We start from the raw sequence: 21592 nt of genomic DNA, 5'->3' as shown, positions 1-21592 counted from the left end.
CCTCACCCGGTCCCTGCAGCGATCAGTACGTCGGTGAACACGGTGGACAGGACCGCGAGGTCCTCGGGGACGCTCTTCTCCACCGAACTGGGCGTGAAGTGCGTCATGAGCCTCGCGCCGGACTTGCGGCGCTCACGCAGGGCCTCCCAGAGCGCGTTGCTCTTCATGCCGGGGTCCATGAGGCGGTAGGTGTCGTTCTTGTAGGCCTGGCGCCACGTCCAGATGTCGGTGGCGGCGACCCCGAAGTCCATCGGGATCCCCACGAAGATCTCTTCCAGGTCCTTGGCCCTGGCCTTGTCGCCGTCGAACCGGCCCGGGTGGGCCAGGCCGCGGCGGGCGTGCACGGTCACGTAGTTGGCCCAGCCTCGGGCGGTCACCTCGGTCCACGCCTGCTTCTGCGTCTCGGCCCTGCTGCTGCCCCAGCTCTTGTAGACCTCTTCCGGCTGGATGGCGGTGCTCAGGTTGAGCACGTCGATGTACCCGCCGGCCAGGTAGTGGTCCATGTTGCCGAGGGAGATCTGCGGGTGCTTCCAGTCGGCCGCCTCACGGCACGCCTTGGCCTTGGGATGCTCGGAGTTCGGCTGGCAGCCCAGGCCGGGTACGTAGAAGTCGAGCATCACCTGGGTGTCGGGGACCGCCTTGCGCAGCGCCTTCGCGGTGGCGGCGAGGAACGCCTTGATCTGGCGGGGCGAGTCCATCCCGTCGTTGTAGCCCAGCTCGTCGGCGATCTTCACCCCGGCTACGCCGGGCCGCTCGGCCATGGCCTTGACCTTGGCGATGGCCTCGTTGTACGGCTGCGGCCCAGCCAGCCAGTGCTTGACCAGGTCCGTCTCCACCCAGACCGTCAGCCCCCTGCGCACCGCCTCGTCGGCGGCCTGCTGGTGCTTGGTCAGGGCGGGCGTGGGCACGCCGCTCTTCAGGTCGCGCGGCTTCTGCTCGCGCGAGGTGGTCGGCGACGGCAGCGGGGACGGATTCGCCATGTCGGCTCCGCCGGAGGTCTGCACCGTGGGCTCGACCGTGAGAACCGGGCCGTCGGGGTCCTCCGAGCCGAGAGGGGTGGGCGTCGAGCCGCCGACGGGCGCCGCGCCACCGCCGCACCCGGCCACCAGGGCGAGTACTCCGGCCAGTGCTGTGATTCTCAGTTTCGCGTGAGCCGTCATGCGGTGACTTTCTGTGGAGAGGGCCGTTCGCCCGGCGGTGGGGGGACCGTGCCGCGCAACCGAAGGAAGAAGGCCAGCAGGGTGACCGTCGTGGCGACGTTCGCCGCCGCGGCGGCGACGGCGGCTCCCACGGCTCCCAGAGTCGGGACCAGCAGCCAGTTGAGTGTCACGGTCACGGCCACGCCGGCCACGATCGAGATCGAGTTCGCACCGGGCCGTCCGATGCCGAGCAGGAAGGCGGTGACCAGTCCGGCGACGCTGCACACCACGGTGCCGCCGATCATGATCTGGGCGGGCAGTACGGCGGCGGTGAACTCCGCCCCGAACAGCCGCGGGAGCACCGGCCCCGCCAGCAGCGCCACGGGGACGGCCAGCACGACGCTGATCCCGAACGCCTTGACCATCAGCGACGCGGTCCTTCCGGCCGCCCCCTGCGGGTCCCTGGCGAAGGTCGGATAGAGGACGTAGGTGAGCGCCAGGCCCGGCATCCGCAGCAGGTCGGCGAGCTTGCTGGCCACGGTGTAGACGCCGAGCACGGAGGGGCTGGCGACGGCGGCGAGGAAAGCCACGTCGAAGCGGTCGTTGACGAGCTGCAGCAGGCCGCCGATCTGGCCGCGCAGGCCGTAGCCGCAGATCTCGCCGACGAGCTTGCGGCCCGGGTTGCGCCAGCCGCGGAAGTAGCCCTGCCGGGCCAGCCGTACGGCGATGCCGGCGGCGACGGCGACGTCGGCGAGCACCAGGCCGGCCAGCATGCCGGTCACGTCACGGGAGAAGAACAGCAGCGCGCCGTACAGCGGCAGGAACGCGGCCTCCTCCAGGACGATGGCCACGTTGGCGCCGCGCTGGTCCTGCCCGCCCTGGAGCTGGGACTTGCCGACGGCGACGAAGGTCTGGGTGAAGGTGGGGATCGCGGCGGCGGCCACCACGCCGAGGCCGAGCTGGGCGAAGAAGACGTGCCGGAGCACGGGGCTGAGCGCGAGCCAGACGAGGGCGCCGAGCGCGGCGCCGCCCAGCGTGATCCACACCAGCGCGGCGCGGATGCGCGGCAACTCCTCCTCAGACCTGGCCAGGAAGTACGGCGAGGCGGCCGGCAGCCCGCACACCGCGAGCACGCACACGATGCCGGGCAGCACCCGGAACAGGGTGAACTCGCCGACCAGCACCGATCCCCCCGCCTGGGCGACCATGACGGTGGCCAGCCCGAGCGAGCCCATCGCGCCGACCCGGGCGGCGGCGTTGCCGGCCAGCAGGGTGGCCAGTCTCCCCTTCACCGGATCCCCCCCGGTTCCTGCCGGTTCCGCCCCCAGATCTCCAGTGCGGCGAGCACCCCGAACATCGCCCAAGCGTGCCGGTAGTGCAGCACCTCGTAGAAGAAGGCGGAGAAGGCCATGACGCCGGTCATCGCGGCGAGCAGTTCGGGCCGCGGGATGATGGCCGCGTACTCCGGTTTCAGCGCCCCCCTGGCGGAGACCCGGCGGGCCCGCACGGCCAGCGAGGCCATCAGGGTGCACACGCCGAGCGCGCCGAGCAGCCCGCGTTCGAGCATCGCGGCGATGTAGTCGTTGTGCGCCTCCTTCGGGTACGGCATCAGCGTCCGCTTCATCTCGCCGAGCGTGCGCGCGGGCCCGATGCCGTACGGCGGCGCGGTGTCGAACCACATGCCGAGCGTCTGGCTGTTCACCTCGCCCCGGCTGTCCTCGCTGGAGGCGGTGCGCCCGATGGAGTCCTTGAGCAGGGGAGAGAACTGGGAGGCCTCGCGCAGGATCGCGTTGGTGTCGACGAGCGTGTAGACGGCGCCTCCGGCGAGCAGGCACGACCCGGCGAGGACCAGCGCCATCGCCGCCTTACCCTTCTTGACCAGGGTGAAGAACGTCCCGCCGAGGGTGCCCATGACCAGTCCGAGGAAGGCGCCGTTGGAGCCGTTGTAGACCAGCGCGACCAGCAGCACGATGATGCACAGCGTGCGCCAGAGCCTGCGCCGCGGATACTGGGCGGCTCTGAGCAGGAACAGGCCGGTGAGGAAGAAGTTGGAGGCGTAGTTCGGCTCGCCGAAGGTGTAGCCGGCCCGGATGCCCTCGGCCTCGATCTGCCCCGACAGGTAGGGGATGCCGGCGAAGATCCCGACCAGCATCAGCGCCCCGCCGAGCACGGCGGCCACCACCCACGTCCGCACCGCGATCGCGAAGAGCTGCGGATCCCGCCCCAGGCTGGCCAGCGCCACCGCCCAGAAGTACACGAACACGTCCTGCGCGAGCGTCAGCCCGCCCTCGCCGGTGATCGCCGCCGGAATGGCCCCACCCAGGATGATGAGCGCCATCGCCACGATGTACGGCACGCGCAGCCCGTAGGCCCGCCCGCTCGCCCACTGCACGGTGATGATGGTGAGCAGCACCAGCCCGGCGTCGGGAATGCCGGTGTTGCTCGGCCCGAGCGGGCGCAGCAGCGGCAGCGAGAAGATGGCGATGGCCACGGCGATCGCCGCCAGCGACCGCGCCCGCCTGGGCGGCGGCGGCTCGATCCGCAGCGGCCCGGCCAGCAGTTCGGCGGTCATGGCCGCTCCGCCCGCAGGCGGTCCAGCAGGTCGAGGTGGTCGCGGGCGAAGCGCGGGTCGTCGGCGGTGACGACCACGTCGGCCAGCCCGGCCAGCAGCACCGCCCGCCACAAGGTCCGGGGGGCGCCCAGGCGGGCCAGCGCGGCCGAGACGAAGTCCCTGGCCAGCGCGGGGAACCAGCCGCTGCCCTGCAGGACGTGCACGATGCCGGGGCCGAAGCCGCGGGCGCGCAGCCCGGCGTGCCCGGCGACCTGGCGCCCGCGCGGGGTGTGCCGGTGCAGGTAGAGGGCGTAGGACAGGACGAAGCGGGCCACGTCCCGCAGCGGTTCGCCGACGAGCTCGCCGGCCTCCCAGTCGACGACGCCGGTGACCCGGCCGCGGTCCAGCAGGATGTTGCCGAGCCAGTAGTCGCCGTGCGAGACGGTTCGGGGCAGGCGGACGGCGGCCAGGTCGGCGGCGGCGGGCGCGAGCCGGGCCAGGGGGCGGCCGGGGTGGCGTTCGGCGATCAGGTCGAGGGTGTCGGCGAGCAGGGTGACCGGTTTGGCGGGGCCGGTGGGCGCGGCCTGCAGGGCGGCGAGCCAGGCTCCGGCGGCGGCGAAGTCGGCGGCCACGTGGCGGCGGCGGGCGACGTGCCGCCACAGGTGGTAGTCGGCGAGCATGGGGGTGCCCGGCATGCCTGAGGTGATGAGCGCGGGCAGGCCGTCGACGTCGCCGTACCCGAGGACCTCGGGCAGGGTGGCGGCGACGGCCGGGGGGAGCCGGCCGGCCAGTTCCGCCAGCAGCCGGCCCTCCGCGCGGACCACGGTGGCGGCGTGCCCGGTGGTGGCGATCTTGATCACCCGTTCGGGTGTCGGGCCGCCGCCCTTGCCCATCACCACGGCGGTGACCTTGGCGTTCGGGTCGCGGGACCCGGCCAGCAGCGCCACCCCGCCCCCGGCGAGCACCTCGTTCACGACGGCCTCCCGAGCACGAGGCGCTGCCTGGTCAGCAGGCCGAGCAGCCACGGCAGGCGCCTGACCGCCGAGACCGCCAGCGAGTAAACGGGGTGCGGCCAGGTCACGTCGGGGGGCACGGTGAGCACGCCGCGCGCGGCCCACGCCGTCAGCGGCGAGCGCAGCGGCACCACCAGCACGGGGTCCGCGAAGGAGGGCAGGGCGACGTACTCCACCTCGGCCCGCAGGCCCGCCGCCCGCAGCGCCGTCCTGACCTGGCGGCGCCCGCCCAGCACGGCGACCTGCTTGCCGCCCGGCACGGGCGGCTGATCCGGCGTGCCGAGGCGGACGACCACGGTTCCCGGCGGGAGCAGCAGTCGCCAGCGCTCGCCCGGCGCGGACCAGTCTGGCATGCGTCTTCTCCTAGTTGAGTACGGCGAACGGGCGCATCCGGACGATGGGACGCGCGAGCTTGTTGTCGGTGAGGATGGAGATCGCGGCCTCGACGCCGTTGTCGTCGAGGTGGGCGACCTCGGCGGGAGCGGCGTCGCTGTAGCGGTAGCGGAGCGTCTTGTGCCCGTGCGGGTGCGGCCCCGACAGGCCCTTGCGCTCGAAGTCGGAGATCACCGTCCCGGCGCCGTGGCAGGCCGAGTGCAGGCTGTCGGCGACGTCCGAGCCGGGCAGGGCCACGTAGGAGGAGGTGCGGTTGGTGCCCGGCAGCAGCAGCGCCTGGCCCGTGGTGGCGAACACGCTGCCCTCGGGCATCAGCTCGGCCGGGTAGGCGCGGCAGGAGTTGTGCCGGTGCACGACCGCCGTCCGGCCCTCGCCGAACTCCGTCGGCAGCGGCTCCTCGTACATCGAGTTGTGCGGCGAGTCCACCACGAGCCGCCCCTCGGCGCCGCCGAACACGTCCTTGGCGACCGCCTTCAGGTAGGCGTAGGTGGCCACCCGGAAGGCGAAGCCGTAGTTCATCGCCGCCGCGTTGGCCAGCATCAGCCGCCTGCCCTCGTCGCTGTCCAGGTCCAGCGGCGGGCAGCCGTGACTGAAGTACAGGGCGTAGCGGCGCTTCATCTCGGCGAGCGAGCGCGCCGTCGCCAGATGGAACAGCGGCTTCTGTACGGCGGCCGCCATCCGCAGATTGCGCGGGTTGTACTTGCGCGGCCCGAACAGGGCGCCCACCTCGCCGGTGAGCACGCCGCCGCCGCCGTGGTACTGCAGGGTGAGCTGGCCCTGGCGCAGGCCGAGCAGCGCGGCCGCCGCCTCGTCGTAGACCTCCTCCACCACCTGCAGCTCGATGAAGTGGTTGGACGGCCCGACGGTGCCGAAGCGCATCCGGGCGAGTTGGAAGGCGATGGAGGGCATCTCCTTGAGGAGCCGGGTGGCGCCGCCGTACCGTTCGAGGTCGAGTCGGCCGCCCTCCTCGATCCGCTCCAGTTCCTCGGCTCTGACGCCCCAGCGTTCGGCGGCGAACTCGGCGCCCTCCACGGCCGCCCTGCGCACCTCGTTGAGGCTCAGCTCCAGGCGCTTGGTCGGCGGGTAGGGGTACCTGTCCTTGATCCGGCGGTAGAAGGTCTCCACGGCCGTCTGGGTGGGGCGGTCGCCGTCCAGGGCGATGAGCGCCATGCCGCAGTTGACGGAGGCTGAGGTCAGCGTCGGGCGGACCGTTCCCACGGTGGCGACCGCCACCGAGGAGGGCAGCTCCATCTTCGACTTGTGGTGGAAGTCCGGCAGCACCACCGGGGGCGCGGCCAGGTCGGCCCCCTTGACCTGCTGGTCCAGGGCGGCCAGCACGTCGGGGTCGGCAGGCACGTCGGGGCTGTCGAAGACCCTCGGGTTCCCGCTGAATACGGTCAGATCCACTGGTTTCTCTCCTGCAAGCGATGTGTTCAGGCGGGTCGCCGGTAAGGCCCGCGATAGACCTGATCGAGGACGGTGGCCAGGGCGGCGGGCTCGTACTCGTGCCCGATGCGCCGCCCCGCGGCCTCGGCCATCCGCCGCCCTTCGGAGGGATGGTCGAGGAGGTAGGTGATCGCGGCGGCGAGTTCGGCCGGCCGCTGCGGCGGCACCAGCAGGCCCGTCTCCCCCGGCACGATCACGTCGGACAGCGCGTTGACGGACGTGGCCACCACCGGGACGCCCGCGGCGACCGCCTCCAGGACCACGCACGGCAGCCCCTCGTACCTGCTGGCCATGGCGAACACCTCGAAGGCGGGCAGCAGCCTGGCCACGTCGTCGCGGTGTCCCAGCCAGCGCATCCGGTCCCCCAGGCCGAGCCGCTGGGAGAGCGCCTTCATCTTGTCCAGGTCCTCGCCGCCGCCGACCCAGACGCCGTAGACGTCGGCGGGCTGCCTGGCCATCGCCTCGACGAAGTGCTCGGGCGCCTTCTGGTAGGAGACCCGGCCGACGGTGCCCACGATGCGCACGCCGACGGGCAGGTCGAGCAGCGCGCGGGCCTGCTCCCTGCTGCCCGGCGGGTAGGTCACCCGCTCGACGGCGGGCGGGATGGTCCTGATCCGGTCGGGGCTGCCCATCTTCCTGCGCATCGCCTCCACGGCCACCTGGGCGCCCACCGCGAGGAAGGCGTCGGTGTGCTTGGCGCAGTGCCGTTCGATCCGGACGTAGACGGCGCGCCGCCAGGCGGGCATGAAGTCGTGGAAGGGGAAGCCGTGCCAGGTGTGCACGATCCGCTTGGTGCCGGCCCGCGCGGCGGCGAGCCGGCCGAGTACGCCGCCCTTGGCGCTGTGCGTGTGCACGACGTCGAAGCCGCCTTCGGCGAGCAGCCGGGTCAGCGTGCGCAGGGCCGCCTTATCATTGCCGGGCGAGATCTCCGGCACCAGCGTGGGCGCCTGCATCACGTGCATGCCGGCCGCGTACGCCTCGCCGATGAGGTCGGCGGCGGGGGCCGCGGCCACCGCCTCCTCGCCGCGCAGCACGCCCTCGTCGGCGCCCTGGGCGCTGCCGCGCGAGCCGTCCAGGCCCGTCCCGCCCGCGATGAAGGTCACCTCGTAGAGCTCGGGGTCCAGGGCGAGGGCGCCGCGCAGGGCGACGCCTCCCGCTCCCGCTGTCATCCTGGTGATGACGTTGGCCACGCGAATGCGGGTCATGGGAGCTCCTCGATTCCGACGGACTCGCCGTCCGCGATGGAGACGCGGAAGCAGGGCAGCGCCTCCGCGTAGGAGCGGGCCACCTCGGCGATCGCCGGGTGGGCGGGGCCGCGGCCGGTGCCGAGGGACAGGGTCGCCGCCATGGCCCAGTAGCGGCGCAGTTCGCCGCCCGCGTAGGTGCCGGCCACCAGGACGCGCGCCGCCTCGGCCGGGTCGATCTCGCTGACGGCCGTCTTGGCGCCCCGGCCGAGGACGACGAGCCGATCGGGTTCCAGCGCGTCGATCCGGTCGTCGAACGGCACCGACACCCGGCCGTGCGAGGTGGACCGGCCCTGCCCGGCGTCCGCGGCGTCGGTGCGCATCGGCTCGGCGACGCCGTGGCAGGCGCCGCCGGGGTCGGCGACGCACAGGTTGTCGGCGGTGGCCCTGGCGCCGAGGGCGATCGCCCGGCGGACGAACGTCGACTTGCCGACGCCCCCGGGCCCGGCCAGCAGCACGGTACGGCCGGCCGTGCCGACCACCGAGACGTGCAGGGGCACCCTGCCCCGCCAGCTCGCCCGCCACAGGACCGGGTAGTGCACCAGCGTCTGCCCGGCCAGCAGGCGGAAGCGGGAGGAGAGCACCAGGTTGGCGGCCTTGGTCTTGGCCGCCGGGCGGTAGCGCGCCCGCACGGTGAGGGTGTCGTCCCCGGCCTCGGCCAGCAGGTCGAATCCGGCGGAACAGGCGTCGGTCACCAGGACGCGGGTGCCGTCGGCGTACGCGCCCCGGGTGAGGACGTGCAGGCCCTCCCGGGGGAAGGGCGCGGAGGACGCCTCGGCCACCAGGCGGACCGTGGCGGGCCCGTCCGCCGAGGCGGTGGGGGCGGCGCCCACGGTCTCCTCGATCAGGCGGGCGATCCAGCCGGGGGCGCCGTCCGCGATTTCCAGCGTCTCGCCCCCGGTCTTCACATATGTCGGCATCACAGCGCTTCCTGGGTGAGGCGGGCGGGTTCCCGCGTGCCGGCCGGCCGGTACTCGGGCAGGAGTCTGCGCAGCAGGGTCCGTACGTCGTGGTCGCTGCCCCGGGTGGCGGCGTGGTCGAGCCGGTTCAGCAGGCTCGCCTGTCCCGCCGGCGCCGGCCCCGGCCGGGCGGCCCAGACCTGCGGGTTCGCGGTCGGCACCCGGGCCTCCCCGCCGGAGAACAGCTTGTCGAACTGGCGCTCGCCGGGCTGCAGCCCGGTGAAGCGGATGCGCACCTCGGGCAGCCTGAGCTGCTCAGCGAAGGCGTGCACGAGCGTGACCACCGGGACGGGGGCGCCGATGTCCAGCGCGAACACCTCGCCGCGTTCGGCGAGCGCGGCCACCTCCAGGGTGAGCTCGGCGGCCTCCTGCAAGGTCATGAAGTAGCGGGCGGTGTCGGGGTGGCCGACGGTCATGGCCTCGGCACGGCAGGCCTGCTCGCCCAAGGCGGCCAGGGGTGAGCGGGCGGTGGCGATGAGCACGCCCAGGCGGGTGGCCGCCAGCCGTACGCCGCCGCCCGCGGCGGCCTGCACGACCAGTTCGGCCAGCCGGTAGGTGGCGCCGAGCACCGAGGACGGGTCGGCCGCCTCGACGCCGGAGACCACGACGAACCGTTCGGCGCCGTGCCGGAGCGCAGCGTCCAGGACCTGCCGGGTGCCCAGCACGTTCCTGCTGACCGCGACGCACGGCTGGCGTTCGGCCAGCGACAGGTCGCGCACCAGGTCGGCGTGGAAGACGATCTCCGGTCTGAGCTCGGCGAAGACCTCGTCGAGCGTCCGTTCGGCGGTGCACAGCATGGTGACCGAGGCCGCGTTCAGCTCCTCCAGCCGGCCGCACAGCTCCTTGCCGACGATGTCGTTCACGCCGGTGACCAGGACGCGCTGCCCTTTCACCGCCCGCCTGATCCTGGTCCGGTCGAAGCCCGCGGGCGCCCGGCCGAGCAGGCGGGTGGCCACGACGGGTGCCTCGTTCGCGTGCCCGAAGGCCAGGCCCACACCGGCGGCGGCCTCGATCAGCCGGGCCAGCTCGGTGACGGTCTGCCCCGGCACTGCGACGACCACCTCCACGCCCGTGGCGGCGGCGACCTCGCCGAGCTGGGCGATCGTGCCCAGCACCGGCAGCCCGTGCACCTGTCCGGTGAGCTCGTCGTCCAGGAACCCCACCGGCCGCACCCCGCGGCCCGGGGCGTCCAGCAGCCAGCGGGCCAGGGCCGGCCCGTCTCCGAGCGCGCCGACGAGCAGGACGGGGGTGCCCCGCTGCCGTCGCCGGGAACGGAGCCTGGCTAGCACGGGGGCCCGCCGAGCGCGCCGGCGAGGGCGGAGATCACCTGGTCCTGCTGCTCGTCGGACAGGCCGGGGTAGAGGGGTATGGACAGCAGTTCGTCGGCGACCCGGTCGGTCACCGGGACGGTGGCGCACTCCTCCGCGCCGAGCAGCCGGGCGTAGGCGGTCAGGCGGTGGACGGGGATGAAGTGCACGGAGGTGCCGACGCCGGCGTCGTTGAGGCGCGCGTCGACGGTGTCGCGGTCGGCGAGCCGTACCTGGTAGAGGTGCCAGGCGTGGCCGGTCGCGGGGCGTTGGGGCAGGGTCAGGCCGGGCAGGCCGGTCAGCGCGTCGTCGTAGCGGGCGGCCAGTTCGGCGCGCCTGGCCTGCATGCCCGGCAGGGCGCGGAGCTGGGCGCGGCCGATCGCGGCCTGCATGTCGGTGAAGTTGGCCTTCATGCCCAGCTCGGCCACGTCGTAGCGCCAGCTCCCGCCGGGCAGGTAGCGCTTCCAGGCGTCCTTGGTCATCCCGTGCAGGCGCATGGCGCGCAGCCTGGCGGCCAGGTCGGCGTCGTAGGTGACGATGGCGCCGCCCTCGCCGATGGGCAGGTTCTTGGTGGCGTAGAAGCTGAAGCAGCCCGCGTAGGAGTCGGCGCCGACCGGGGCGCCGCGCAGGGTGCCGCCGGGGCCGTGCGCGATGTCCTCGACGATCCGTTCCATCGGCAGCCCGGCGGCGGCGGCCAGTTCCTTGGCGTCCACCGGGTATCCGGCCATGTGGGTGACGACCATGGCGGCGGGCTGCCCGGCGCGGCGGACGGCCGCGGCGACGGTCTCGGGCGACGGGGTCAGCGTGTGCTCGTCCACGTCGACCAGCACCGGCCGCAGCCGGGCGTTGACGATCACGCCGACCGCGCTGCAGAAGGTCAGGCTCGGGGTCAGTACGGGGCTGCCCTCGGGCAGGCCGAGCGCGCGCAGCGACAGTTCGATGGCGGCGGTGCAGGTGGAGACCGCGATGGCGTGCGCCGCGCCCACGTGGGCGGCGAACTCCTCCTCGAAGGCCGCGACGCGGGGGCCCGTCGTCACCCACCCGGACCGCAGGGCGTCGAGCACGGCGTCGGCCGCGTCATCCGCGAAAGTCGGGACGAAGTAGGGAACGGTCTGCACGGTCATCTTCCTTTGCCGAGGAGACGCCGGGGCGCGTAGTCGGCGACGACGCCGAGCAGCGGCCAGCCGGACGCCTCAACCAGGTCATTGATCACGTAGAGGTTGGCCAGCCGGGTCACCCTGCGGCTGACCAGGACGAGGCCCACGTTCTCCAGGTCCTTGTCCACGGGGACGTCTTCCAGGCAGAGCAGCTTGACCGTGGCCGGCTGGGCCTTGACCACCGGGATCGGGGCGGTGTCGGCCTGCATGACCACCCGCTTGGCGGCCAGGGCGACGGCCACGCCGCCGGAGTCGTTCTTCTTGCGGCCGGGCAGTTCGCCCTCGACGGTGGTGACCATGGACTCGTCGGCCGTCTGCTTCACCGGAACGGCGGGGACGCGGGGCATGGCGGCCTTGATGGTCTCGACGACGCCGGGCGCCACCGAGCCGTCGGCGCCGACCAGGATGACGGTGCGCACCTCGGCGCGTCTGGCGGCCAGGCGCAGGCGCCGTACCAGTGGGACGAGGGCCGCCTTGCGGCCTCGGGCGCAGCCGAGCAGCGGGACCCCGAGCCGCCGCGCGACCCGGCGGACGCCGGGCACGGTCGGCTGGACGGTCTCCACCGCAGAGGCCAGCACCACGCCCAGCACGATGCCGCCGACCAGGGCGACGACGACCATCTGCAGCACCCGCACCGGGTCGGGCTCGGCGGGCAGCGCGGGCCAGCTCACCACCCGGGACTGACCGGCGAGCGCGGCCTGGTCGACCACGTTGGAGCGCAGCGCCTTCTGGTCGGTCAGCGCCCGCTGCAGGTCGTCGCGCTTCTGCAGGGCCTCGGAGTTCTTGGGGTTGGCCAGCACGGTCTTCTGGGCCTTGGCGAGCTGCGAGGTCAGCTCGGCGACCCGCTTGGTGACGTCGCCGAGCACGGTGCGCAGACCGCTCACCCTCGACTGGTCGATCTGCCCGGTCACCTGTACGGCCAGCGCCGCCGCGAGCACCTTGGCCCCGTTGCGGTCGCGGTCCTTGACCGACAGCGTGGCCAGCGGCGAGGAGCCGAGCCCGGTCAGCGAGACGTTCTCCGCCAGTTCGGCCACGTCCCGGTCGAGCCCGGTGGAGCGGACGGCCGCGGCGAGCACGTCGGGGCTGGTGGCGAAGGCGGCGGCCTGACCGGCGACGGCCGCGGCCTCGCCCGACGCCTGCGGCACCTTGCTGGCGATCACCAAGGTGGCCGTCGCGGTGTAAGTGGGCGGCCTGGTCTTGGCGTAGAGGCCGACGCCGAGCACGGGTAGCAGCGCGCACAGCAGGATGACCGGCCAATAGCGGCGGATCAACCGGGCCACTACCTCGTCAAGCTCCACCATCCACCCCCCGGCCGACCAGATGTGCGACTCGGCCAGATTAAGGAAGGCGGAGGCTGGGCGAATCGCCCAAGGAGACGACCACCCACTACGCCATATGCGGTGGTGTCACGCGTGAGGTACCGAAACCGCCATCGTGGGACGAAGCCCCGCACGCATGGCGAGCGAGATGGCCTCCAGGCCGGAATGGACGTCGAGTTTGGCCAGCAGGTTCTGGGTGTGCGTGCGGGCGGTGTTCACCGAGACGCCGAGGTGCTGGGCGATCTCCGAGCGGCCGAGGCCCTCCACCATGCAGGTCAGCACCTGGCGCTCGCGCTGGGTCAGCGAGGCCAGCCGGTGCTCGGCCTCGGCCACCTCGTCGCCCGAGGTGAGCCGCCGCAGCAGGTCGGCCAGCAGCCGCGAGGGGATGAAGCCGCCGCCCTGCGCCACGGTACGGATGACCTTGATCAACCGGTCGGCCCCCACGCTCTTGGGCACCCAACCCACCGCGCCCAGCCGGATGGCCTGGACGAGGAGCGTCATGTCGTCGGAGGCGGTGAGGAAGATGATCCGCGTGTCCGGGCAGAGTTCGGTGAGCCGGTCCAGGGCGCCCAGGCCGCTGGCGGGCCCGAGCGTCATGTCCAGGACGACGACGTCCGGGCGGCGCGCCTTCGCGACGGCGAGCAGCCCCGCGACGTCGTGGGCGACGGGCAGGACATCGAGGTCGGGCTCCATCGTGAGACGCGCGGCGAGCATCTCCACGAAGAGCCGGTGGTCGTCGACGATGAGGACCCTGGTCTGATTCACCAGTGCACTATGACCTGCCCGCTTTACTGCCGCATCATGCAAATGCAGGAATTACCCCACTTAACGGTCATCCGCCGTTCACCGCTTCGAGGAACAGCGCCACCGGCCCGCTGTCGGCCACCGGCTCCAGCCGCTGGGCGAACTCGGTCAGCCGGCCCGACAGCCGCAGCGACTTGATCGTCCGTCCCGACTCCAGCGCCGCGTGCGCCAGCTCGCACGCGCCGTCCAGTTCCCCGCACTGCGCCAGCACCGACGCGGCCAGCACCTGGTGCAGCGCCCGCGCCCGGATGTTGCGGACGGGCAGCTCCAGCGCCTCGTCGAGCAGCGCCCTGGCCTCCTTGTCGCGCCCCAGGTCGCGCAGCGCGTGCATGGTGGCCCCCGCGTGGTGGGCCGGGGTGAACGCGTCGAGCCAGTCGGGGTCGTTCTCCGCGGTGCGCCGCTCCATCGCCCGTTCTGCGCCCTTGCGGATCCTGGTGAACTCGCCTACGTCCTCGGTCAGGGCCAGCGCGCGCATCTCGGTGCCCGACAGCCTGGCGATCAGCGCGGGCGGCGCGTTGCGGCCCGCGCCGTCCCGCGCCACCCGCGACAGGCGTACGGCGGTGCGGCAGTGGCCCAGGTAGAGGGCCTGGGTGGCGAGGTTGCCGATGACCTGCGCGCCGTACAGGGCGTCGCCCGCCTGTTGGGCCAGCGCGGCGGCCTGGCTGAAGTAGTGCTGGGCCAGCCCGTGCCGCCCGGCGTCGAAGGCCATCCAGCCGACCAGGTCGGTCAGCACCGCGGAGGCCTGGAACAGCTCCCGGCCGACCGCCTCCTGGTACCTGCCGAGCAGCAGCGGGGCCACGTCCTCGGCCAGGTAGCGGACCAGCCAGCCGAGCGCGAAGCCGCCGCCGTGGGTGTGGTCCAGGTTCTTGAACTCGGTGTGCGTGCGCCGGACCAGCTCCACGTCGGCGCCCGCCACCTTGCGGGTGCCCGACCTGCGCGACGGGGTGCCCGGCCGGCCGAACCGCCAGTCGACCCCCACCTCCAGGGCCTGGGCGGCGTGGAAGGGGGTCTGCCCGAACCCGTTGAGCCTGCTGCCGGTCAGCCGCCACAGCTCGGTGACCGCGCCGACCACCTGCCCGGGGTCGCGGGGCAGCTCGAAGCCGGAGGCGACCTGCTGCCCCCGGTGGAAGCCCAGTTCGCTCGCGGTGACGACGCGGCCGACGGCCCGCCCGAGCACCTGGGCGACGACGTCGGGGATGGGTGGTTCCGGCACGCTGCCGCGCAGCCAGCGCCCGACCGAGCGATAGTCGTAGGCCAGCCGCAGTCCGTAGTCCTGCCGCGCCTGACGGGCGACCTGCCTGGCCAGCGCCTCACGGGAGTATCCGGCCTCGGACAGCAGGGTCGCCAGCTCGTAGTTGAGCACCGGCCGGCTCGCAGGCGCGCTGCCGGCTGGCCCGTCTAACTGGTCTGGAACCACGGCTCAGGGTAAGCCGGGAAGCCGCTCCGGTTGATCAGGCAACGACACGAGGAACGCTAGTCAAATTGCGGGGGGTAGCCCGGTGACAACCGCACACGGGGATTGCACCGGTATATGCGCCCCGCACCCCCCGTTGACGCGATCGCACCCCTCCCGTAGCGCGCCTCGGGTGGGTTCCTTTGGAACGCGACACCTAACGCAGAGGTTGGGGGACAGATGTGGGGAGGGCGCGCTTGACCACCTTGGTAACCGGCGCGGCGGGATACTTGGGCGCTGTCGTGGCAACACAGCTGCTCAGCGAGGGGCACACGGTTCGGGGGCTGGACAACCTCCGCTTCGGCGGCGGCGGCTTTCTCGCCCTCTATCCCAATGCCAGATTCGAGCCGGTCATAGGCGATGTGTGCTCCACAGACGACGTGAAGTCCGCGACGGAGGGCGTCGACTCCGTCGTGCACCTCGCGGCGATCGTCGGCGACCCGGCATGCGCGGAGGAGCCCGAGGTGGCCTCCGCCGTGAACCTGGACGCCGCGCTGACGGCCTACCGAGCCGCGCAGCGGGCGAAGGCCGACCGCTTCGTCTTCATGTCGACCTGCAGCGTGTACGGCAAGCAGCCCGGCGACTTCGTCGCCACCGAGGACTCGCCGCTCAATCCTCAGTCGCTGTACGCCGAAACGAAGATCCAGGCAGAGCAGGCACTCCTGGAGGAGGCTCGTGGCTCGTCCACGTCGGTGACCGTCCTGCGGCTCTCGACGCTCTTCGGGCTGGCTCCGCGGATGCGTTTCGACCTGGTCGTCAACAAGTTCACCCTGCTGGGGCAGACGACGGGGCGGTTGACGGTCTTCGGGCCCGAGTCCTGGCGGCCGTACCTGCACGTGGCCGACGCGGCCGGCGCGATCTCGGCGGTGCTGTCCGCGCCCAAGGAGCGCATCGCGCAGCAGGTGTTCAACGTGGGCTCGGAGAACCACCAGACGAAGGACATCGCCGAGTTCATCCGGAGCTACTACCAGGGCGTCGACGTCGACACCATCGCGGGTGGGCCGGACCCGCGGGACTACCGGGTGAGCTTCGACAGGCTGCACAAGGGCGTCGGGTTCGAGCCGTCGCGCACGGTCGTGGGGGGAATCCACGAGATGGCCATGGCGCTCGGTTCGGGTCTGCTGCATCGCGGCCCTTACGTCAACAACGGGTTCAACACGATGGTGCTGCAGCCCGCGTTCGTCTGACAGGCCCGCTGATCGCCGGGGACGTCACCGGCGATCAGCGTCGTCAGTCCGCCAGCCACTCACCTGTGTCGACGCTGACCAGGCCGTGCCTGGCCGCGACGATGACCGCTTCGCGCTGCGAGTGCACGCCCAGCTTGGTCAGCACGCTCTGCACGTGGCTGCGCGCGGTGCTCCTGGCGACGCCCAGTTCCTTGGCGAGCGAGACGACGTTCGCCCCGCGCACCAGCGAGCACAGCACCTCACGCTCCCGCGAGGTCAGGAACGAGGCCAGCCGCCTCGCGGTGGACTGCGACGACGGCGCCCGGTGCGCCGACATCGACAGCAGCGCCGGCTGCACCACCTTGCCGCCGGCGATGACGGTACGCAGCAGGTCGAGCAGGTCGGAGACCTCGTTGCCCTTGTGCGCGACCCCGTGGGCGCCCGCGGCCATCACCGCGTCGAGCGTGGCGGCGTCGGCGAAGCCGGTGAGGACCACGAACTTGGTCCCCGGCGACTGCTCGCACAGCTCCGGCAGGCGATCCAGCGCCGAGCCCGAGGGGAAGCTGAGGTCCATGAGACAGACGTCGACCCCGCCCTCGGACAGCAGGCCGGCGGCATGGCCTGGATCGGCGGCGATGCCCACGACCTGCCAGCCGGAGCGTTCGATCAGCAGCGCCAGGGAGTCGGCGAAAACCTTGTGATCATCACAGATGAGAAACCTCATCGGTCTCCGGCTCCCATTCCGCCCCGTGGTCGGGTGCCGCGGCGGCAGGTAACTGAATGCGGACGCAGGCGCCGCCGAGCTCTCCTTGCCTGAGCTCCATGCTCCCCCCGTACTCGGCGACGAAGTCATGGATGATGCCGAACCCCAGCGAGGCCAGGCCCCTGCGCACGCCCTTGCCGAATCCGGGGCCGTCGTCGTCGATTTCTACAACGCTCCAACCGGACTCCACGAACACTCGGGCGGTAACCCGGCCCGAGGACCCGGCGGCCCGGCACGCGTTGTCCAGCATGTTCCGTACGGCCCGCCACAGCGCCAGCCGGTCCACGTGCGCGTAGGCGGCCTCGCCCACGCAGGTGACCTGCGTCCAGGTGGAGAGCTGCAGCGCGGTCGCGATCTCCTCGACCAGCGAGTCGACCCGGACGAGCTCGATCGGCAGCCCGGGACCCGCGGGCTCCAGCGTCTCGTCGTCGAGCTGGCGCACCAGCATGCCGAGCCAGCGCGTCTCGCCGATGAGCTGCTGGACCCTGGCCTTGCTCTCCTGGCCGACGTCGTCGGCCGCCTCGATGGCCGAGGCGAGCATCATGACCGTGGCCAGCTCGTGATAGATGTCGTGCCGCAGTCGCCGCCTGCTCAACCCGCCGTCGACCGCGCGCGCACTCCCCCCAGAGTGCGCGGCTACCTTCATACTTCGGGAGACCCCACCCCTACTCGGCATCTAACCCCCCTCGCCCATGCCCTGAGACTTTCTGAATCTTCGCATATGGATGACCAAGTGCGAAGGATCAAAAATACCCTCTTGACCACACGCGTCACATGGCTAACTATGATTTCGCCAGATAACCATCTGATGACGTAGGGCGTCATGCGTCTTCCTGCCGATGCGCCGGGCTTCCGTGGTCCGCAGGATTGGTGGCCATGGCGACCCTTACCTTCCTCGGCCATGCCGGCCTGGCCATCGAGAGCTCCGCGTTCACCTTGCTGTTTGACCCGTGGATGACCCCGTCAGGGGGCTATATGGGGTCCTGGTTCCAGTACCCCCGTAATGATCACATTGACCTGGAGCCCCTGACCCGGGCCACCTATGTGGCGATCTCCCACGAGCACCTCGACCACATGGACTCCTGGTTTCTGGAGCAGCTCGGCGACGAAACTACGGTACTAATTCCCAAATATCCGTCGCCCGCGTTCGCAGACCGGATTCTTGAATCCGGAGTCAGGAAAATTGTCGAACTTGAGCAATGGGAGCGCTTTCCGCTGGACGGCGGCGACTCCTGGATCACGGTGATCCCCGAGTTGTCGCCCATGTGCCACGATTCGGCCTTCCTTATCGTGGCCGACGGCAGGTCCGTGCTCAACTGCAACGACGCCCGGCTCACCGCCTCGCAGGCGCGCCGGGCCAAGCACCTGGCGGGCGGGCGGCTCGACGTGATGGGCGTGCAGGCGTCGGCGGCCACCTGGCATCCGATGCGCTACTCCTACCCGATGGAGGAGCAGCGGCGGATCGCCACCGACAAGCGGATCTCCAAGTTGCGGGCCGTACAGCGGCTGGTCCGGGCGACCGCGCCGGAGCTGGCCGTGCCGTTCGCCGGGCCGCCGTGCTTTCTCGATCCGGAGCTGCGCGACCTCAACTGGGTGCTGGATCCCGAGCACGGCGCGTTCATCGACCCGGAGGCGGCCGAGAGCTGGCTGCGCGAGCACCTGCCCAACCAGGCGTGGGCGACCTTCCGGCCGGGCGACCGGCTGGATCTGGAGACCGGCGAGGTGGAGCGCGACCCGGTCTCGGCGGCCTTCAGCTTCACCGAGGGGGTCGAGGAGTACCTCCGGCGGTACGCCGAGGACCGGGCGCGGGTCATCGAGGAGACCAGGGCGGCCTGCCCCGATCCCGGCCCCGACTTCCCGCAGCGCTTCGTCGCCCATTTCGAGCAGCTCGGCACGCTCAGCTCCTATTTCCTCAAGCAGATCGACATGACGGTCCGCTTCGAGATCACCGGCCCGAACGGCGGGGTCTGGGACGTGCGGATGAACGCCGACGGGCTGGCCATCGGGCCGCCGGTGACCGAGCGCCCCGGCTACACCGTCACCGCTCCCGGCCGCTGGGTGGAGCCCATTCTGGCCGGCGCGATGGCCTGGGAGGACCTGCTGCTGTCCATGCGCTTCCAGGTGCACCGCGACCCCGACGTCTACAACGACTACCTGGTCGGCCTGCTCAAGCACGCCAACGCGCCCGCGCTGCAGGCGGTGGAGGAGTACGAGACCGGCAGGGACGAGGCCGAGCGGATCACCGTCACCGACGGCGGGCGCAGCTACGAGATCGGCAGGTACTGCCCGCACGCCGGTGAGGACCTGTCGGTCGGCGCGGTGATCGAGAACGGCCGGGTCTACTGCCTCGGTCACAACTTCACCTTCGACCTGGCCACCGGGGAGTGCGTGAACGCCCGCTCAGCCCCGCTGGCCACCCGGGAGATCTGACTCAGCCGGTGCCGCCCACCGAGCTGCCCGGCTGCCTGGTCACCGCCTTCAGCGGCGAGCCCGGGGTGTGCAGCAGCGACAGGTCGTCGGCCAGGAAGCACTGGCCGGACGGCGCGGAGCTGATGTAGAGGATGAAGTCGATCGTCGAGCCCGGGCTGGTCACCGCGTAGGAGACGGAGATCCGCTGCCATTCGGTGCCCAGCGTCAGGGTGGAGGAGGACGAGCCGAGGCTGGAGGAGCCCGAGTACTCCGTCAGCTTCAGCTTGATCGCCTGTCCCGGCGCGGCGGCCTTCACCCAGGCGCTGCCGGTGACCGTACCGGCCTGCGTGGTGGCCGCCCAGTTCGGCGAGTCGTTGAGCGTGCAGCTCACCGTGCCGCCGGTGGCGTTGACCGCCTCACCGGCGTAGCCGCCGCTGTGGCCGCCGGCGACGCGGGTCAGCGTGGTGGAGCCGCTCGGCGTCACCTTCCAGCCGGTGGTGCCGGTCTCGAAGCCGGGGTTGGCGACCAGCTCGGCGCCGCCACCCGCGGTGACGGTGACACCCGCGGTGACGTCGTCGGTGCCGCCGGCGCCGTCGGTCACGGTCACGGTGAGCGTGTAGGAACCGGCCGTCGTGTAGCTGTGCGACGCCGACGAACCCGCCTGCGGGCCCACCACCGTGCCGTCACCGAAGTCGAAGGCGTAGGTGGAGATCGGGCTGCTGCCGGGCGTCGACGCCGAGGCGTCGGCCGTCACCGCGAGCGGCGCCGGGCCGGACGACTGGTTCAGCGACACCGCCGCGGTCGGCGGCGTGCCGGACGGCTGGGCGGAGATCGTCTTCGCGGCGATGTCGGTCAGGCCGTCCTGGTCGGTCACGGTCACCGTGAGCGTGTAGGAGCCGGCCGTCGTGTAGGTGTGCGACGCCGACGAACCGGCCTGCGGGCCCACGATCGTGCCGTCACCGAAGTCGAAGGTGTACGTCGAGATCGGCGCGTCGCCGGGGGTGGACGCCGACGCGTTCGCGGTCACGGCCACGGGCACCACGCCGGCGGCGGGCGACGCGCTCAGCGCCGCGTTCGGCGGGGCGGGCGGCGGGGGGCCCGTCTGGAACTCGTAGGCGCCCCTGTCGTCGTACAGCCGGGTGCCGGAGCCGCTGTTGGCCTTGTCGGGGTGGTCGACGCGCGGGCGGCCGAGGATGTCGGTGGAGCGCGCGCCGCTGGCGCTGGAGTTGGCCGCGTCGATCGCCGGGGACGTCGAGGTGAGCTGCAGGTCCCAGGTGGCGGGCGAGACGACCTTCGGGTCGCCGTAGATGCCCGCGGACTCCTGGCCGCTGGCGTTCTGCAGGCCCGCCAGGGTGTTGTAGGTGCTGCCCGCCCACACGTACTGCTTGCCGGTGGTGGTCAGCCAGACCAGGTTGTGGTTGACGGTCGTGCTCGGCGGCGCCGAGTCCCAGATGCCGATGTTGCCCGCCCGCCGGTCGCAGGAGATGCCGTTGTAGGCCGGGTAGACGGCGTTGTCGAAGGCGACGTTGTTGGCCACCACGAAGCTGCCCGACGACCCTTCGACGTTGATCCCCGACGTGCAGTTGCGGTAGATCGTGTTGGCGATGATCCGGCCGCCGATCACGTTGAGGTTGTCGATGCCGTGGTCGCCGTTGTTGTAGGCGACGTTGTTGACCGCCAGCCCGTTGTCGCCGCCCGTGTAGAACTGGATGCCCGAGTCCTCGTTGTCGTGGGTGACGTTGTCGATGACGGAGTTGCCCGGGCCGATGACGTCGATGCCGTTGGCGTTGCGCTGGTAGCCCCTGGCGTTGTGGTTGGAGCTGTTGCGCACCACCGTCACCCGGGTGGTGCCCGAGGCCAGGTAGATGCCGTGGTCGCTGTTGTACTCGGTGACATTGCCGGAGATCGTCGAGTCGGTGGTGCCCGACAGCTTGATGCCGGCCCCGATCTGCCCGCTGGTCGGCGTCCCCGCGGAGGTGACGGTGTTACCGCTGATCGTGACGTAGGCGCCGCCGGAGACGTTGAAGCCGTGGCTCGTGGTGTTCGTCACGGTGAAGCCGTCGATGACCACATAGCTCCTGTTGGTCAGCTTGAACCCGTTGGCCCCGCCGGTGACGGTCACGCCCGCGCCCGGCGCGGGAGTGAACGTGATCGGGTCGGTCGACGTCCCGGAGTTGGCGACGGTGACCATCCCGCTGTAGGTCCCCGCCGCGACCAGCACGGTGGCCCCCGCCGTCGCGGCCGTCCCGGCCTTGACGATCGAGCAGTACGGCTGGACGGCGCTACCGGCTCCGCTGTCGGAGCACGACGGATGGTGCTTGTCCACGAAGATCGTGGTTCCCAACGCCTGGACAGGGTGCGCGGAAACTGACAAAGTGACGACAGTGGCCACCAGAGCCGCTGTCAACCTGCTCGGGAGCATGGCCCTCCCCCTTGGACTGGACCTGCCGGTCCCCGCGCGCACGCAGG

Annotated in this window: 18 protein-coding genes; 2 read left to right on the top strand and 16 right to left on the bottom strand. The window is 71.9% G+C overall.

The features are described from left to right. Window positions 1-2: 2 nt before the first annotated feature. From ABZ911_RS34410 to ABZ911_RS34350, 13 genes are all read right to left on the bottom strand, one after another. A complete protein-coding gene (locus ABZ911_RS34410) occupies window positions 3-1160 on the bottom strand; it encodes a hypothetical protein (protein WP_358065712.1) in 1158 nt (385 codons plus the stop codon). Further along, a complete protein-coding gene (locus tag ABZ911_RS34405; RefSeq protein ID WP_358065709.1) occupies window positions 1157-2431 on the bottom strand; it encodes an oligosaccharide flippase family protein in 1275 nt (424 codons plus the stop codon). The genes ABZ911_RS34410 and ABZ911_RS34405 overlap by 4 nt, the downstream gene beginning before the upstream one ends. Further along, complete coding sequence (locus ABZ911_RS34400) at window positions 2428-3711, bottom strand: O-antigen ligase family protein (RefSeq protein WP_358065706.1); 1284 nt, start codon at window positions 3709-3711, stop codon at window positions 2428-2430. The genes ABZ911_RS34405 and ABZ911_RS34400 overlap by 4 nt, the downstream gene beginning before the upstream one ends. Beyond that, window positions 3708-4664 (bottom strand): phosphotransferase, encoded by a 957-nt coding sequence (locus tag ABZ911_RS34395; protein ID WP_358065703.1) that lies wholly within the window; start codon window positions 4662-4664, stop codon window positions 3708-3710. Before ABZ911_RS34395 ends, ABZ911_RS34400 begins: the two co-directional genes overlap by 4 nt. After that, window positions 4661-5056, bottom strand: a complete 396-nt coding sequence (locus ABZ911_RS34390; RefSeq protein ID WP_358065700.1) for a hypothetical protein — start codon at window positions 5054-5056, stop codon at window positions 4661-4663. The genes ABZ911_RS34395 and ABZ911_RS34390 overlap by 4 nt, the downstream gene beginning before the upstream one ends. A 10-nt stretch (window positions 5057-5066) precedes the next feature. Beyond that, window positions 5067-6503, bottom strand: coding sequence for an RtcB family protein (locus tag ABZ911_RS34385; protein WP_358065697.1), 1437 nt, complete (start codon window positions 6501-6503; stop codon window positions 5067-5069). Window positions 6504-6529: 26 nt separating this feature from the next. Then, on the bottom strand, window positions 6530-7747 hold the full coding sequence (locus ABZ911_RS34380) for a glycosyltransferase (protein ID WP_358065694.1): 1218 nt from the start codon (window positions 7745-7747) through the stop codon (window positions 6530-6532). Beyond that, entirely contained in the window at window positions 7744-8706 is a 963-nt protein-coding gene (locus ABZ911_RS34375; protein ID WP_358065691.1) for a hypothetical protein, read from the bottom strand. The genes ABZ911_RS34380 and ABZ911_RS34375 overlap by 4 nt, the downstream gene beginning before the upstream one ends. After that, window positions 8706-10034: a polysaccharide biosynthesis protein gene (locus tag ABZ911_RS34370; RefSeq protein ID WP_358065688.1), complete on the bottom strand. Its 1329-nt coding sequence runs from the start codon at window positions 10032-10034 to the stop codon at window positions 8706-8708. The genes ABZ911_RS34375 and ABZ911_RS34370 overlap by 1 nt, the downstream gene beginning before the upstream one ends. After that, window positions 10028-11170 (bottom strand): DegT/DnrJ/EryC1/StrS family aminotransferase, encoded by a 1143-nt coding sequence (locus ABZ911_RS34365; RefSeq protein WP_358065685.1) that lies wholly within the window; start codon window positions 11168-11170, stop codon window positions 10028-10030. The genes ABZ911_RS34370 and ABZ911_RS34365 overlap by 7 nt, the downstream gene beginning before the upstream one ends. A 2-nt stretch (window positions 11171-11172) precedes the next feature. Next, window positions 11173-12510 carry a hypothetical protein gene (locus ABZ911_RS34360; RefSeq protein ID WP_358065682.1) on the bottom strand — a complete coding sequence of 446 codons (1338 nt, stop codon included), beginning with the start codon at window positions 12508-12510 and terminating at the stop codon, window positions 11173-11175. A gap of 105 nt (window positions 12511-12615) precedes the next feature. Continuing rightward, window positions 12616-13293, bottom strand: a complete 678-nt coding sequence (locus ABZ911_RS34355) for a response regulator transcription factor (protein ID WP_358065680.1) — start codon at window positions 13291-13293, stop codon at window positions 12616-12618. A gap of 67 nt (window positions 13294-13360) precedes the next feature. Next, on the bottom strand, window positions 13361-14695 hold the full coding sequence (locus tag ABZ911_RS34350) for a hypothetical protein (protein WP_358065677.1): 1335 nt from the start codon (window positions 14693-14695) through the stop codon (window positions 13361-13363). A gap of 272 nt (window positions 14696-14967) precedes the next feature. Here ABZ911_RS34350 and ABZ911_RS34345 point away from each other — a divergent pair, with 272 nt between their 5' ends. Further along, window positions 14968-15972, top strand: coding sequence for an NAD-dependent epimerase/dehydratase family protein (locus ABZ911_RS34345; protein WP_358065674.1), 1005 nt, complete (start codon window positions 14968-14970; stop codon window positions 15970-15972). A gap of 43 nt (window positions 15973-16015) precedes the next feature. Here ABZ911_RS34345 and ABZ911_RS34340 read toward each other — a convergent pair whose 3' ends face one another. Further along, complete coding sequence (locus ABZ911_RS34340; protein WP_358065671.1) at window positions 16016-16675, bottom strand: response regulator transcription factor; 660 nt, start codon at window positions 16673-16675, stop codon at window positions 16016-16018. Continuing rightward, a complete protein-coding gene (locus ABZ911_RS34335; protein ID WP_358065668.1) occupies window positions 16656-17360 on the bottom strand; it encodes an ATP-binding protein in 705 nt (234 codons plus the stop codon). The genes ABZ911_RS34340 and ABZ911_RS34335 overlap by 20 nt, the downstream gene beginning before the upstream one ends. Window positions 17361-17590: 230 nt before the next feature. On the opposite strand from ABZ911_RS34335, the gene ABZ911_RS34330 reads away from it, so the two are divergent. Beyond that, window positions 17591-19144: a Rieske 2Fe-2S domain-containing protein gene (locus ABZ911_RS34330; protein WP_358065665.1), complete on the top strand. Its 1554-nt coding sequence runs from the start codon at window positions 17591-17593 to the stop codon at window positions 19142-19144. 1 nt (window position 19145) lies between these two features. Here the strand turns inward: ABZ911_RS34330 and ABZ911_RS34325 are convergent, their stop codons facing one another. Next, entirely contained in the window at window positions 19146-21467 is a 2322-nt protein-coding gene (locus ABZ911_RS34325) for a PKD domain-containing protein (RefSeq protein WP_358065662.1), read from the bottom strand. Window positions 21468-21592: the final 125 nt, after the last annotated feature.

Source organism: Nonomuraea sp. NPDC046570, from assembly GCF_040645915.1.
In the GTDB taxonomy this organism is placed as follows: Bacteria; Actinomycetota; Actinomycetes; order Streptosporangiales; family Streptosporangiaceae; genus Nonomuraea.
Note: the sequence above shows the minus strand (reverse complement) of the source record. Positions and strands in the feature narration are given on the sequence as shown.